This window comes from Blautia sp. 2227st1_G12_2227SCRN_220401 (assembly GCF_039062885.1).
GTDB classification, from domain to species: domain Bacteria; phylum Bacillota; class Clostridia; order Lachnospirales; family Lachnospiraceae; genus Blautia_A; species Blautia_A fusiformis.
Genome location: NZ_JBCLNI010000047.1, coordinates 1 through 14,437, shown reverse-complemented (window position 1 = coordinate 14,437; position 14,437 = coordinate 1). Strand labels below are relative to the sequence as shown.

Below are 14,437 nucleotides of genomic sequence, written 5' to 3'. Positions count from 1 at the left end.
ATCCATACTATGTCCTCCGGAGAAATGACTGTACTTTCCTCCGAGAGCGGAGCCTTTGGACCGGCCCTCTATTCAGCAGTCCTTTATTTCTTCTTCCAGCTGGCATCTGTTTCTGTTATGTACCAGCACATGGAGGATGTAACGGACGAAAAACAGATCAACAAAGCAGCGATCTGGATGTTTGTATGCAATTTCTGTGCAATGGAGCTTTCCATCCTCGGACTTCTTGCCATTGCATATGTAAGTAAACTGGCATCTGCATCGGTACCGATGCTGGTACTTGTCCAGAACGGTGTAGGTGCCGGTATCCTGACACCGATCATTTCTCTGCTGATCATCCTTGGAGCTATCTCCACAGCAGTAAATATGATCTCTGGTATTGTGACCCGCTGTGTAAATGCAGTGGAGCGCCGTATGGACAGCCCGGAGAAAAAAGCGCAGGGACACCTTGGAAGAAATGCAGTTTTTACAGCAATCTTTACATTCCTGGCATTTGCCATCGCACAGTTCGGTCTGATGACAGTTGTTAAGAAGGGATATGCATACCTTGGATATGCGGCGTTTATTACATTGTTTGTACCGTTTGTTGTACATGCCGTTGCGACAAAGGGAAAAGAGATCTGAAGAATAAAAAGCTGAACAGAAAATCCCCCGTTGATCCGTATGGCAGGATCATCAGGGGATTTTGTCAAAGTTCACAAAAATATTATAAATATTTTATTAAATATTCCAGATAGACAACATATATTTTTTCTGATACTATTACGTACAGTTATTAAATAGTTACGAATCAGAAGGATTGTTACTGAAATATTTATTTATCGTCAGGCAAGACCTTATAGTAGTATAGGAATAGGTTTTCTATATACTGTAATGGTCTTTTTTTATTTGTTTGGCAGCGGGGGAACAGGACTATGGTTATCCATAAGATTTTGAATAATAATCTGATACTGTCCAGGGATGGACAGGGACATGAAGTTATTGTAAAGGGCTGCGGAATTGCCTTTCAGAAAAAGAAAGGACAGCAAGTGGAGGAGTCCAGGATCGAGAAGATCTTTACTGCGGAAAATGCCCAGATCAGCAAGGAGATACAGGGTTATCTGACTGCTATTCCGGAAAAATATCTGGATTTTGTGGAAGCTTTTGTAAATGAAGTGAAGGAAAAAGAGGGGATGAAATTAAATGACAGTATTTATTTTTCCCTTAGCGACCATATCATGGGTGCGATCTCCAGACTTGAAAACGGAATCCGCCTTCAGAATATGCTGCTTCTGGATATCAAGCAGCTTTATCATAAGGAATATGAGATCGGCTTGGAATTACTGAAAAAGGTAAATGAGATGTTCGAGGTAGATCTTTCTGCAGATGAAGCAGGATTTTTTGCATTGCATTTTGTGAATGCGGAAGATGGCGGCAAGACGGACAGCTATCAGATTTCCATTATCGTACATCAGATCCTGGACATCGTGGAGAAGTATTATGACAATATGGAATTTCAGGAGGATAATCTGTATTATCAGCGGTTTCTCACGCATCTGAAATATTTTGCTCAGAGATTCCTTCATAAAGAGCTTCACTATGATGAGAATCAGGAGCTTTTCAAGATCATTAAGGAGCAGTACAGAGAAGCTTACGGCTGTGTGAAAATGATCTATCTTATGATGGAAGAGGAATATAAATACGCTATGACTGAGGATGAAATGCTGTATCTGACGATTCATATCCAGAAGATCACAGAAGACCATAAACGTCTGAAAAATCTGTGAAAAGAGATTGTTTTATAAATTAGGTGTTAATGGATTGTTACTGAAATACGTGCCATGTGCGTATCTTTTCAGGCAAGACCTTTAATATAAATTTCAATATTTATTATTAAAGGAGGTCCCCAAATGAAAAAGGACTATGCAAAAACTGCAGACACACTGATTGCAGCGCTGGGCGGAAAAGAGAATATCACCCGTCTGTTCCACTGCATGACAAGGCTTCGTTTCTATGTGAAAGACAGATCGAAGATCAACGAGAAAGAGATCTTAAAGCTTTCTGAGATCTCCGGCGTTAACTGGCATGAAGATCAGTTCCAGGTTATCGCAGGAAATGAAGTGAACGCTGTTTACAAGGCATTGGAGGACAAAGGTGTTCCTACCGATGATGCACCGGCAGCGAACTCTGACAGCTCAAAGAGTGTTGTTTCAAAAGTTATCGATGCCATCACCGGATGTATGACCCCGATGATCCCTGCCCTGACTGCAGCCGGTATGATCAAAGTTGTACTTACTCTGCTGACAACTTTTCATCTGGTATCAGAAACAAGCAGTACCTACCAGGTGATCAGTTTTATCGGAGATGTTACGTTCTACTTCATGCCGTTCCTGATCGCAGCAAATGCTGCCAAGGTTTTCCGCGTGAACCAGTCACTGGCGCTGTTTATTGCCGGTGTTTACTTAAGCCCTACCTTTGTAACTATGGTAGCCGGTGATGCAGCCATCACAATGTTTGGCCTGCCGATCACAAAAGCAACCTATTCTTATTCCGTTATTCCGGTTATCCTGATGGTATGGATCACACATTATATTGAGATTTTGGTTGATAAGATCACACCGAAAATGGTAAAACTGATCCTGAACCCGACACTGGTAATTCTGATCAGTGCACCGATCGCCCTGATCGTAGTTGGACCGATCGGAACAATTATTGGTAACGGACTTGCGGTAGCCATCAACTTCCTGTCCGTAAAACTTGGTTTCGTTATTGTAGGTATCCTTGCAGCAACCTTCCCGTTCATCGTTATGACCGGTATGCACCATGCGCTGACACCAATCGGACTGAATGCCATTGCAACCGGTGGTACTGATACACTGATCTTTGTATCTCAGGTATGCTCTAACCTTGCACAGTCCGGAGCTTCTCTTGCAGTAGCTGTAAGATCCAAGGACAGCAACATGAAACAGCTGGCAAGTGCAGCCGGTGTTTCCGCTCTTATGGGTATCACAGAGCCTGCTCTGTATGGTGTTACACTGAAACTGAAAAGACCGGTTGTAGCAGCTTCCATCGCAGCCGGAATCGGTGGTATCGTAGGAGGACTTCTTCAGGTTTCTCTTTACATTGCACAGAATTGTATCATGGCGATCCCGGCGTTTATCGGTGAGAAGGGATTAAGCAATCTGCTTTATGGAATCATTATGATCGTGGTATCTTTTGTAGCTGCTTTTGTTCTTACGCTTATCTTCGGATTTGAGGATGTAAAGGCTGAGACAGAGGATGAAGTACAGAACACAGATACAGAAAAACAGCCGGCACAGCAGAACGCTCCGCTTGTAGAGAAGATCGAGCTTTGTGCACCGGTAGCAGGAACTGTAAAAGCACTTTCTGATGTTCCGGATAAAACTTTTGCTGATAAGGTTTTAGGTGACGGAGCAGCAATCGTTCCATCAGAAGGTAAGGTTTATGCACCGGCAGATGGTACGGTGGCAAATATCATGGACAGCAAACATGGAATCATGTTTGTGACAGAAAGTGGAGCAGAAATTCTGATCCACATCGGACTTGATACTGTAAATTTAAATGGTAAATATTTTAAATCCCATGTTTCTGAGGGAGATAAGGTAAAAAAAGGAAAGCTTCTTGTGGAATTCGATATGGATGCCATTAAGAAAGAAGGATATGATCTGATCACACCGGTTGTTGTGACCAATATTTCTGATTATATCAAAGCAGTATGCATGGAAAAAGAAGATGCAGCTGTAAATGCAGGAGATAAATTCCTGACTATTGTATAAGAATAACAACGAAACATCAGGCGGAGATAACAGATCCGCCTGATGTTTGTAAAAAGGAGAAAATTAAAATATGAAAAATTATAACCGTATGCCGGAAAACTTTCTCTGGGGCGGAGCAACTGCTGCAAACCAGTATGAAGGCGGTTGGGATGAGGATGGCAGAGGCCCGTCCATTGCAGATGTCCTGACAGGAGGAAGTGTGGATAAGGAACGTCGTCTTACACCGCCGGCACCGTTACCGGAAGAATTTTATCCCAATCACCAGGCGACTGATTTTTATCATCACTGGAAAGAGGATATTGCTCTTTTTGCAGAGATGGGATTTAAGGTATATCGTTTTTCTATTTCTTGGTCCAGAGTGTTCCCAAATGGGGATGAGGAAACTCCAAATGAGGAAGGCCTTAAGTTCTACGACAATGTGATCGACGAACTGAGAAAATATAACATTGAGCCGCTGATAACGATCTCTCATTATGAGAATCCCCTTCATCTTTCTCTGGAGTATGGCGGATGGAAAAATCGTAAGATGATCGATTTCTATCTTCGATTTGCAAAGGTTTTATTTGAGAGATATAAAGGTAAGGTAAAATACTGGCTGACTTTTAATGAGATCAATATGTTGACGCAGGACTTTGGTGCAGTATTCTGTGCAGGAATGTTGGACCCGAAGGATGTATGTGAGCAGAGCCGTTATCAGGCAATGCATCACCAGCTGGTAGCAAGTGCACTTGCAGTTTCCATGGCTCATGAGATCGATCCGGAGTTTATGCTTGGCTGTATGCTTGCTTATCACAATGGTTATCCATATACCTGCCATCCGGATGATATCTTATATGCACAGCAGTTTGGGCAGATCCACAATTCCATTGCCGGTGATGTTCATGTAAGAGGATACTATCCGGGATTTGCAGCGAGATACTTTGAGGAGCATGGAATCCAGCTGGAGGTTCTTCAGGAGGATAAAGAGATCCTCAAGAAGGGTACGGTGGACTTTTTCACCATCAGCTATTATTCCAGTAGCTGTGTCAGCGTGACAAAGGACGGAGAGAAAACGGCCGGAAATGGAAGTGACAATCTGAAAAATCCATATCTGAAAGCTTCCGACTGGGGCTGGCAGATCGATGCAACTGGTCTTCGCTATGTTCTGAACCAGATCTATGACCGCTATCAGATTCCGATCATGATCGTGGAAAATGGTCTTGGGGCCGTGGATCAGCTGACAGAGGATGGAAAGATTCACGATGATTACCGTATTGAATATATGCGCCGCCATATAGAGCAGATGAAGGAAGCAATCCATGACGGAGTAGATCTGATCGGCTACACCTGCTGGGGCTGTACAGATCTTGTCAGTGCCTCCACCGGAGAATTCAAGAAGCGTTATGGTCTTATCTATGTAAATAAAAATGATGACGGGACCGGAGACTTTTCCAGAATCCGCAAAGATTCTTTTTACTGGTACAAAAAAGTGATTGAATCCTGCGGGGAAGAGCTTTAACTGAATCAACTGCGAAGCAGTTATCTGGTGTAGAATTATGTAGCGAATGCGGTTGCTTTTATCCGGTTGACGACAAAATCCTGGAGTATGACAATATACTCCGGGATTTTTTTGGAAGGTTGACTTTTACACGGTAAAGTGTAATACTTATTGTAAGTGACGAATGTGAGGAGTGTTTTTTATGCCGGATGAAAAAGTACTGCAGGTGGCAATACTTATATGGGGATGTGCATTTTGCGCCATAGCAGCATTATGTATATTTCTGAGCAGTAATTATAACAGGGAAAAGCGGCGGTATCTTGTCCTGATGGAGAGTTTTGCTTCCCTGTTATTGCTGATGGATGCCCTGGGGCATATTTTCAGCGGATATCCCGGAGTTCCGGGCAGTGTGATGGTCCGTATTTCGAGTTTTCTCGTATTTCTTTTAAGTGACGTAGTCCTGGTGTGTTTTCATATTTATGTGTGTGTTTATCTGTTTTCGAAAAAAGAGCGGAGAACATTAAAAAGAGTAAAAGCCGGATATGTTATTGCTGCCGTGGAGGCTGCTTTTGTGGTGCTCTCACAGTTTACTCACTGGTATTATTACATAGATGTGGATAATTATTACCATCGGGCACCGTTATATATTATGTCAATCCTTCTTCCGGCAGCAGGTATGTTAATTGATCTTATGCTTCTGCTCCAATACAGAAAGAAAGTCAGCCGGAAGCTCCTGTTCTCTATGCTGTCATGCATTGTACTTCTGGCAGTGGCGGCAGCTGTGCAGGCATTCTGGTATGGAATGTCGCTGATTGAGTTTTCTGTTGGTATTTCCATGATCATTATGTTTATCGTGACGATGACGGAGCTGAATCAGGAAATGTATCAGCTGATAAGCAGAGAGGGCAAGATAAAGGAAAGACTTGAGATCGCAACGATACTGAATAAATGTATTGCGGAGCTGATATCAGGAGAAGATGAAGATGCGGCGATCTCCAATCTGCTGCGTATTATCAGCGGGTATTTTGACGGAGATCGCAGTTATATTGTTCAGATCGATGAAAAGAGGAATGTCTGTACAAATACCTATGAGTATGCCATGAACGGAGTGACTGCTGAGAAGGATAATCTTCAGGAGGTTCCCATGGAAATGCTGGATATCTGGATGGACAGCTTTCGGAAAAATGGCCTGTATTATATTCCGGATATTGAGGAGGAGCAGGGGCAACCGTATTATGAGACTCTGAAGATGCAGGACATTACCAGGCTGCTGGCCGTTCCTTTAAACAGTGACGGAAAGATCATAGGATTTCTCGGGGTAGATAATCCGAGGCTGCATTATGAGGATCATACGCTGCTGTCGTCCATACAGTACTTTTTAACGGACAGCCTGAAAGCCAAGGAGCGAAAGGCGCGTCTGCAGTACATGAGCTATCGTGATATGCTGACGACCTTGTATAACAGGAACAGGTATATTCAGGTTCTGGAAGGCATGCAGGCAAAAACAGTGATAAAAACAGGAGTAGCATATATTGATATCAATGGTCTGAAACGGGTGAATGATCTTTACGGACATGAGGCTGGAGACAGGCTGATCATAAATACAGCGCGTTCCATGCTTGCGATTCTGCCGGAAAATGCTTACCGGGTAGGTGGCGATGAATTTGTACTCATCTGTTTTGACATGGATGAGAAGGTTTTCCGGAGTAAGGTCCGGGATATCTGTGACAGCATTGCTGCCAAAAGGATCAGTGTTTCTGTTGGCGTTGTTTGGGAGGAAAGCTCTTCGGAGCTTGAGACAATGCTGAGAAGAGCAGATGATCTTATGTATGCGGAAAAAAAGAAATATTATGAAAAGCATGGAAGGATGTGAAGGTATGTAGCAGAGAGCAGAGTGTACGAGGAATGTCCGAGATACTGCAGCTGATTGATCGTCAGATGTAAGGTTACCGGCCGTCGGAAATTACGCATTGGTTTTGAATAAAAAAATAAAGCTCCCTGTTTTGCGATTGTGAAACAAGGGGCTTTATTTATAAGAAACGTTTATTTCAAAAAATATTTTCTATTATTATTAGGACCATCATGTGATACGTCAGGCATTTCGTTTAATATAGCTCTGGTTCGTGGAGAGCTTAATTTTATATAAGAAGCGATATCGCTTGTTTTTGAAGGCCCGTTTTTGGACAGATATTTTTTTATTTTATTCATATGTTGAAAGGTTTTATTGCTTGTTTTATTGCTTGTTTTATCGCTTGTTTTTATCGCTTGTTTTTTACTGCTTGTTTTTGTACGGCGCTTTTTCTTAATAGTAAGAACTAAGATAGTGCGGTCTGGATCAAATTCTTCTTCAATGATTGGCTCAGGCCACCCCTGATCTGCCCAAGTATTAAAAATATTTGGAACACCACTTCCGGCACGTTCACCTATATTGATGAGATTAAACATTTTCATTAATATTTTATTTCGAGGGTCTGATATTCCACCTTTACGCATCTGTTGTTTACCAGTTCGGGAATAACCAGGGTTTTCAAATATTATTTTTTCAGTATTTTTTCTGATAACAATACCACGTACGCCATAAAAATCAGCGTTTATTAAACAATTGGCTAATGCTTCTCTGAGGGCTTCGTGAATAGGTGTATCATCGATACGATTTCCATCAACAGTCTTAAAAGGGATTTTTATATCCGTGATAAGTTTGTTATAAACTCTGAAATAAAAATCACAGATATTACCAGACCATTCTCCAGAACTGGATTGTAAGCGGTCTGTCCAGCGTATTGAAGGATCAAGTATTTCCTGATAATCGAGAAAATACTCAGGAAAATGACGAACAATATTATATTCATCTCCAAACATAAGCATTCCGGCAGCTGTTGGATGTAATTGCTTATCGATATTTGAAATAGCGGCAGCTCCTATGCTGCGAAGATACTCAAAATCATCCAGGCGGCCAAAAGGATGTGCTGGTTTCAATGATCTGTGACGGTTTCTGTATCCCTGTATGGTTTCATAGTTCAGATCAGTCATAGGAACGTCATCAAGAACACTCATATCCATAGTATTATCAGTTTGATCTCGAATCATTGTTTTAACCTGGAGTTTGGTACAGTGATAATCTCCTTCGTGATTTCTGCGAAAAGTTCCATTAAAAATATCATCATTAATATAAACCGGTTTTTGTTCACGGCGAGCCATTGGAACATAAATTACAATGATCATATCATCATTGAGTTTAAAGGTTTCTACATCAGTGTCGGTGAGAAGATTTATATTTACCTTTTTTCGATTGTTTATAGTATCCCAGAATTCTTTTAATAATTTGCCTTGATTTTCTGCTTTTAATCCTGTAGTTCTCCAGCTTCCGTCTTTATTTTCAGCAACTCCCAGGATGATTACTCCGCCATAGCAGTTGGCAAATGCAGAGTAGGTATCCCATAAAGAAGATGGTAATCCACCATTGGATTTCTTTACTTCGCGGCGATTATCTTCTTTGTACAAGTCGAATTTAGTAATATCAAAGATATTGGACATTGTAATCACCTCATGAAAAATATATTATTATTTTTATATAATTGGATTAATCGTATCAAAGTAAAAAAGAAAAATCAATTAAAAGACTAGAAATTTTCTGTAACGTTTTTGAGATCAGTGCGTCTTATAAGTGAGAAGGGAGGAAAAGAAAGAACCGATGAATATTGAGGAACTTTACCGGACATATTTTGACATTGTATATCGGTATATCCGTTCTGTCTCACGGGATGGAGCGCTGGCTGAGGAAGTGACCCAGGAGACATTTTTTAAGGCGCTGAAAAAAGCAGATCAGTTCCGTGATGACTGCGATGTGCGGGTGTGGCTTTGCCAGATTGCAAAGAATACGTTGTACGACCATCTGAAAAAGCAGAAAAATCAACTTCCCGGAGAGGAGCAGCCGGAAACAGCAGAAAGCCATGGCGGAGAAATTTTTGAGGAAAAGCTGGCACAGCGGAGTCAGGCTATGGAGATCCACAAAGTTTTGCATGGCCTTTCGGAACCGTATAAAGAAGTTTTTTCCCTGCGGACATTCGGAGAGCTTAAGTTTAGTGAGATCGGAATACTTTTTGGAAAAAGTGAAAACTGGGCGCGGGTGACTTATTACCGTGCAAGAGTAAAGATCAGAGAGGAGCTGGAATATGAAGATTACATGTGACGTAATACAGGATTTGATGCCATCTTATATAGATGGGATATTAAGCGAAGACAGTCGGGCGCTGGTGGAAGAACATATGGGAACCTGTCAGGAATGCAGAAAAATGTTGGAGATCATGAAAGAAGAGCAGGGAAAAGAGCAGGCCCGGATAAGATCATCTGTAGCTTCTGTAGCAGGATGTGGAACTGGTGGGACGGAAAATACTGAAAGTAATGCAAATACCGGAAGCGCAGCCGCGCTGAAAAAAATCCGGAAAAAATTAATAATACGCAGAGTGCTGACAGCAGCAGTGGCAGTTATCCTGACACTCATCGCTGCGGCAGCAGGCTACAACCACTGGTATTTCAACGAAAAATATATGACCCTGGAAAATAGCGGAATGTACGTAAAAAATAACAGTTTGTATTCTTCCAATAATCTCATCAACCGAATGAAAGTACAGTACACAGAAGATGGAAAAACAGAGTTCGTCTACGCCATTGACGCGCCATATGCAGGAACTCTGGAACTGAAAGGCGATGACATGCTGCTTCAGGATTTTTCCAAAAAGACAGAGGAAGTATCACCGGAAGACGACAGCACCCCGGAAACGGTAACAGAGGTTTATTATATGAGTGAGGAGGCCGGAAAGAAGAGCCTGGAATTAACAGAGCTGGAAGCAAAGGGAGATCTGGATGCAGCGGAGAAAATTGTGGATGAGATGAAACAGGAATCGAAGCTGATATGGTCGGAACAAGAGGATAGAAATACCGCATCGTCTATGTTAAAATAAAACCTGGACAGTACAGTGAAAAAGTTCTGTAAAAATTCTGTGCTGTAGGCAAAAAAACAGACAGCAGTGAATTTACGTATTTACTGCCGAAGAACAGGGGGACATAAGATGTTATTTGTATGCTATCCAAAATGCAGTACCTGCAAAAAGGCTCAGAAATGGCTGGATGAGAGTGGCGCAGAATATACGTTGCGTGATATTAAGACGGACAATCCAACTGCAGAGGAACTGAAAGCCTGGTGGGAAAAAAGCGGTCTTCCGCTGAAGCGTTTCTTCAATACCAGTGGAAATATTTATAAAGAGATGAAACTGAAAGATAAACTTCCGGAGATGAGTGAGGAAGAGCAGCTTGCGCTTCTTGCAACAGACGGGATGCTTGTGAAACGACCAATCCTTGTTGGGAAAGACAAGGTGCTGGTGGGCGCTAAAGAAAAAGAATGGGAAGAGTATCTGAAATCATGAAAAAGAAACTGAATTATGCGGATATCGTTAAGGAAACCGTGATCCTCACCGTGGCAGTGGCGATCATCGCAGCGGCGGTATATTTTTTCCTGGTGCCAAGCCATACGTCGGTCAGCAGTATTTCCGGTCTTGGAATCGTGCTTTCCAACTTTGTGCCGCTGCAGCTGTCGGCGATTACCATGATCCTGAATGTGGTATTGCTGATTATTGGATTTTTTACCTGTGGAAGAGAGTTTGGAGTTAAGACGGTTTATACCAGTGTAATGCTGCCGTTGTTTCTGGGATTGTTTGAGATCATTTTTCCAAATTTCGGTTCCATGACAGACAGCCAGGAACTGGATGTTCTGTGTTATATTCTGGTAGTGAGTGTGGGACTTAGCATTCTTTTTAACCGGAATGCATCCTCAGGCGGACTGGATATCGTGGCGAAGATCATGAATAAGTATCTCCACATGGAACTTGGAAAAGCCATGTCTCTTTCCGGTATGTGCGTGGCACTTTCCGCGGCGCTTGTGTATGATAAAAAGACGGTGGTCTTAAGTATTCTGGGAACGTATTTTAACGGAATCGTTCTGGATCATTTTATTTTTGACAATAATATCAAGCGGCGTGTCTGCATCATCACGAAAAAGGAAGAGGAGCTGAGGCAGTTTATCATTCATGACCTGCACAGCGGAGCCACGATCTATGAGGCCATCGGAGCCTATAACATGGAAAAACGCCGTGAGATCATCACCATCGTAGATAAAGGTGAATATCAGAAGCTGATGAAGTTTATAAACCAGGAGGACCCGAAAGCGTTTATCACGGTTTATAATGTATCGAATATGCGGTATCAGCCGAAGAAATAAAAATATTTTGCTGGAATAAAAAAACGCCCGGGACAAAACGCCCGGGAATTTTTTTGCCATATTTTACAGGAAAATATATTTCAGGATAAACAGCACTGCCAGTACATACATCAGAGCGCTGATCTTCTTTTCTTTTGCCTTACCTGTGATCAGGTTGATTGCTACGTATGTGATAATTCCCATGGAGATACCTTCGGAAATGCTGTAGAAGAACGGCATTGCGATGATACATACATAACATGGGATCGCCTCGGACATATCGCTGAAATCAATGCTGATAACATTGCTGAGCATGTACAATCCAACGATCACCAGAGCCGGAGCTGTGGCAAAGGACGGGATTGCCAGGAAGATCGGAGACAGGAACAGGGACAGGCCAAATAAGATGGCAGTTGTCACTGCGGTAAGTCCGGTTCTTCCGCCTTCGGATACACCGGAAGCACTTTCTACGAAGGTAGTGGTTGTGGATGTACCAAGAACTGCACCGGCAGTTGTTGCAACTGCATCTGCAAGAAGTGCGCCCTTGATGTTAGGAAGCTTGCCATTTTCATCCAGCATGCCTGCTTTAGAAGAGACACCAACGAGAGTTCCAAGAGTATCAAAAAGATCTACAAATAAAAATGCAAACAGGATAACAAGGAAATCCAGTGAGAAAACTCCGTCAAACTGCAGCTTCGCAAAGATCGGAGCAAGACTCGGGATAGAGAGTCCGTTGCTGAAATCCGGGAGCAGGCTGTAGAAGCCGATCTCCGGGTTCGGAACATAAAGTCCGGCGAACTGACAGATGATTCCAAGTCCCCATGTGATCAGGATACCCCAGAGGATGTTTCCCTTTACATTTTTAACAACCAGGATTCCTGTTACGATGATACCAATCAGAGCCAGGATAACGGTGATCCCCACATTGTTGAAGGAAGCCTCTACACCCTTGGCTGCGTTGTAGCCATCTACAGAGAAAAGCTGCAGCAGAGTGGAGCCGCCGATCACGATATTGGCATTCTGTAATCCTACAAATGCAATGAAAAGACCGATACCAACACTGACTGCGGATTTCAGGTTCAGAGGGATCGCATTGAAGATCGCTTCACGTACATTGGTAAGTGAAAGAACGATAAATACGATACCTTCTGCAAAAACTGCAGTCAGTGCATACTGCCAGCTGTATCCCATACCGATAACAACTGTATAGGCAAAGTATGCGTTCAGACCCATTCCGGGTGCCAGTGCGAACGGGTAGTTGGCGAAGATTGCCATCAGCAACGTTCCAAGGAAGGCTGCCAGTGCGGTAGCTGTGAATACAGCTCCGGAATCCATGCCGGTTGCGGACAGGATGTTCGGGTTAACTGCCAGGATATAGGCCATTGTCATGAAGGTGGTGATACCTGCCAGAACCTCTGTTTTGGTGTCCGTTTTATTTGCGGACAGCTTGAAGATTTTTTCTAACATATTTCTTTCCCTTTCTTAAATATGTTTTTGGACAACATGTCTATTTTATCATATAAAAATTTCGTATGCAATCGTTAGTGCTTAACAGATATTGTTATGTAAGGTAATTTTTTGCAAAATACTTTTACAAGCAGGTAATTTGTGTGTAAAATACAGAAAAGAGAGTATTCGATTTACAGACGGGTTTATTTTGCAATGAAAGGGGGATGGATAATGTCTGAGAAAAAACTGCGGAATATTACAGATGTGCTCTGCTTTTTGATGATCCTTGGGTACGTGATGTATCTTGTGGCCACCTGGGGAAATCTGCCGGAGAGGGTGCCGATCCATTTTAATGTGCATGGGATCCCGGACCGGTATGGGAAGAAGGGCAGCCTTCTTCTGGAGCCGATTTTGGGGCTGCTGATCCTGGCACTTCTGATGTTCTGTCAGAGATTTCCACAGTGGTGGAATTATCCGGTTGAGGTGACAGAGGAAAACAGAGAGCATATCTTTGAAATCGCGTCAAAAATGATGTCTGTGATCAAGCTGTTATCAATTGGAGTATGTCTTGATGCCGGGATCAGCGGGAATCTGGGAACGGCACCTATGTGGCCGGTGTGGATACTGATCACAGGGATTTTCGTGACATTGATCCTGGGGATCCGGGGGATATATAAGGCTGGTAAAGAAACTGGCATGGATGAGGATGATAAATCGTGAAGCGGTCGTGTTTGTGATCATATAGCAGAGTGAAAGGGAAATGTTCGATTTATTGTACTGAATATGGATGGAACCAGCGAAAGCGGATCGCGAATATCCGCTTGGTGAAATTATAATAAAAACAGGAAAGGAATCTCAGAAGCATATGGTAGATACAAGAACAGATGAGCTTTACAGAGCGCTTCAGGATAAGGGATATCCCGATGAGCTGTGCCGGGAAATCGCCTATAAACATATGAATACCGATTACACAGCTACACGGATGCTGGGGTATTTATACAGGGTGACAAGTCCCAGAGTGGAGGATGTGATCGATGAGATGCTGGCGATCTTAAGTGATAGGGAAGCCATCGTCCGGAAGAAAGAGCTGGAGCACGCCCAGGCTACGATCAACAGCGTGTATCGGGAGGGTTTGTAACGGAAATCCCGGAGCTGTGCCAGTGCTGGCGGATCAGAAGCTTCATCCTTTAAGGAAAATCAGGAGATCATGGCTCTGGAGCATCATCTCCTTCCGCAGAAATTCATCATTGATAACTACATCAATATGAACGCACACTTTAATTTTATCCGTTTCTTTTAAACAGTATTGTTATTACGGTAGTGATTACTCTGATCGTAATTTATGCAAGTAATTGAAGATGGACAAAATAGTAATTGTATTAACTGATAAACCATAGTATAATACAAATATGAACACAACATATAAATCAAACAACAATGTCGTCTATTCCTGTAAATACCATGTAGTATGGTGTCCAAAGT

General features: G+C 42.6%; 12 protein-coding genes and 1 pseudogene. 11 read left to right on the top strand and 2 right to left on the bottom strand.

Annotation, left to right across the window (positions count from 1 at the left end):
* The 5 genes and pseudogenes from ABCM67_RS15525 to ABCM67_RS15505 form a co-directional block, all read left to right on the top strand.
* Nucleotides 1–624, top strand: a pseudogene (locus ABCM67_RS15525) (hypothetical protein); the annotation flags it as partial.
* 290 nt (nucleotides 625–914) lie between these two features.
* Entirely contained in the window at nucleotides 915–1,766 is an 852-nt protein-coding gene (locus ABCM67_RS15520; RefSeq protein ID WP_059086637.1) for a PRD domain-containing protein, read from the top strand.
* Nucleotides 1,767–1,889: 123 nt separating this feature from the next.
* Nucleotides 1,890–3,776 (top strand): beta-glucoside-specific PTS transporter subunit IIABC, encoded by a 1,887-nt coding sequence (locus ABCM67_RS15515; protein ID WP_174088329.1) that lies wholly within the window; start codon nucleotides 1,890–1,892, stop codon nucleotides 3,774–3,776.
* 70 nt (nucleotides 3,777–3,846) lie between these two features.
* Nucleotides 3,847–5,274: a glycoside hydrolase family 1 protein gene (locus ABCM67_RS15510; RefSeq protein ID WP_015526340.1), complete on the top strand. Its 1,428-nt coding sequence runs from the start codon at nucleotides 3,847–3,849 to the stop codon at nucleotides 5,272–5,274.
* A 181-nt stretch (nucleotides 5,275–5,455) separates the two neighbouring features.
* Nucleotides 5,456–7,126: a sensor domain-containing diguanylate cyclase gene (locus ABCM67_RS15505; RefSeq protein WP_342993007.1), complete on the top strand. Its 1,671-nt coding sequence runs from the start codon at nucleotides 5,456–5,458 to the stop codon at nucleotides 7,124–7,126.
* Between the two features lie 170 nt (nucleotides 7,127–7,296).
* Here the strand turns inward: ABCM67_RS15505 and ABCM67_RS15500 are convergent, their stop codons facing one another.
* Complete coding sequence (locus ABCM67_RS15500; protein WP_021650622.1) at nucleotides 7,297–8,787, bottom strand: RNA-binding domain-containing protein; 1,491 nt, start codon at nucleotides 8,785–8,787, stop codon at nucleotides 7,297–7,299.
* Nucleotides 8,788–8,944: 157 nt separating this feature from the next.
* Between ABCM67_RS15500 and ABCM67_RS15495 the strand changes: the two genes are divergently transcribed.
* The 4 genes from ABCM67_RS15495 (at nucleotide 8,945) to ABCM67_RS15480 (ending at nucleotide 11,527) form a co-directional block, all read left to right on the top strand.
* On the top strand, nucleotides 8,945–9,442 hold the full coding sequence (locus tag ABCM67_RS15495; RefSeq protein ID WP_147602705.1) for an RNA polymerase sigma factor: 498 nt from the start codon (nucleotides 8,945–8,947) through the stop codon (nucleotides 9,440–9,442).
* Nucleotides 9,426–10,214 (top strand): zf-HC2 domain-containing protein, encoded by a 789-nt coding sequence (locus tag ABCM67_RS15490; RefSeq protein WP_147602704.1) that lies wholly within the window; start codon nucleotides 9,426–9,428, stop codon nucleotides 10,212–10,214. Before ABCM67_RS15495 ends, ABCM67_RS15490 begins: the two co-directional genes overlap by 17 nt.
* A 108-nt stretch (nucleotides 10,215–10,322) precedes the next feature.
* A complete protein-coding gene (locus ABCM67_RS15485; RefSeq protein ID WP_015526336.1) occupies nucleotides 10,323–10,676 on the top strand; it encodes an arsenate reductase family protein in 354 nt (117 codons plus the stop codon).
* Nucleotides 10,673–11,527, top strand: a complete 855-nt coding sequence (locus ABCM67_RS15480) for a YitT family protein (RefSeq protein WP_015526335.1) — start codon at nucleotides 10,673–10,675, stop codon at nucleotides 11,525–11,527. The genes ABCM67_RS15485 and ABCM67_RS15480 overlap by 4 nt, the downstream gene beginning before the upstream one ends.
* A gap of 63 nt (nucleotides 11,528–11,590) precedes the next feature.
* Here ABCM67_RS15480 and ABCM67_RS15475 read toward each other — a convergent pair whose 3' ends face one another.
* The gene (locus ABCM67_RS15475; RefSeq protein ID WP_173776235.1) at nucleotides 11,591–12,973 is read right to left on the bottom strand and encodes an NCS2 family permease; all 1,383 of its coding nucleotides are present in this window, start codon (nucleotides 12,971–12,973) and stop codon (nucleotides 11,591–11,593) included.
* A 213-nt stretch (nucleotides 12,974–13,186) separates the two neighbouring features.
* Between ABCM67_RS15475 and ABCM67_RS15470 the strand changes: the two genes are divergently transcribed.
* Both ABCM67_RS15470 and ABCM67_RS15465 read left to right on the top strand, forming a co-directional pair.
* Nucleotides 13,187–13,675 carry a DUF1648 domain-containing protein gene (locus ABCM67_RS15470; protein WP_175442986.1) on the top strand — a complete coding sequence of 163 codons (489 nt, stop codon included), beginning with the start codon at nucleotides 13,187–13,189 and terminating at the stop codon, nucleotides 13,673–13,675.
* A 145-nt stretch (nucleotides 13,676–13,820) separates the two neighbouring features.
* The gene (locus ABCM67_RS15465) at nucleotides 13,821–14,093 is read left to right on the top strand and encodes a hypothetical protein (RefSeq protein WP_044960934.1); all 273 of its coding nucleotides are present in this window, start codon (nucleotides 13,821–13,823) and stop codon (nucleotides 14,091–14,093) included.
* The last annotated feature ends 344 nt before the right edge of the window (nucleotides 14,094–14,437 follow it).

Coding starts and splice junctions, on each gene's coding strand:
- ABCM67_RS15505 (WP_342993007.1), top strand. CDS start 5,456: ATGCCGGATGAAAAAGTACTGCAGGTGGCAATACTTATATGGGGATGT.
- ABCM67_RS15470 (WP_175442986.1), top strand. CDS start 13,187: ATGTCTGAGAAAAAACTGCGGAATATTACAGATGTGCTCTGCTTTTTG.
- ABCM67_RS15485 (WP_015526336.1), top strand. CDS start 10,323: ATGTTATTTGTATGCTATCCAAAATGCAGTACCTGCAAAAAGGCTCAG.
- ABCM67_RS15480 (WP_015526335.1), top strand. CDS start 10,673: ATGAAAAAGAAACTGAATTATGCGGATATCGTTAAGGAAACCGTGATC.
- ABCM67_RS15520 (WP_059086637.1), top strand. CDS start 915: ATGGTTATCCATAAGATTTTGAATAATAATCTGATACTGTCCAGGGAT.
- ABCM67_RS15515 (WP_174088329.1), top strand. CDS start 1,890: ATGAAAAAGGACTATGCAAAAACTGCAGACACACTGATTGCAGCGCTG.
- ABCM67_RS15465 (WP_044960934.1), top strand. CDS start 13,821: ATGGTAGATACAAGAACAGATGAGCTTTACAGAGCGCTTCAGGATAAG.
- ABCM67_RS15490 (WP_147602704.1), top strand. CDS start 9,426: ATGAAGATTACATGTGACGTAATACAGGATTTGATGCCATCTTATATA.
- ABCM67_RS15510 (WP_015526340.1), top strand. CDS start 3,847: ATGAAAAATTATAACCGTATGCCGGAAAACTTTCTCTGGGGCGGAGCA.
- ABCM67_RS15495 (WP_147602705.1), top strand. CDS start 8,945: ATGAATATTGAGGAACTTTACCGGACATATTTTGACATTGTATATCGG.
- ABCM67_RS15475 (WP_173776235.1), bottom strand. CDS start 12,973: ATGTTAGAAAAAATCTTCAAGCTGTCCGCAAATAAAACGGACACCAAA.
- ABCM67_RS15500 (WP_021650622.1), bottom strand. CDS start 8,787: ATGTCCAATATCTTTGATATTACTAAATTCGACTTGTACAAAGAAGAT.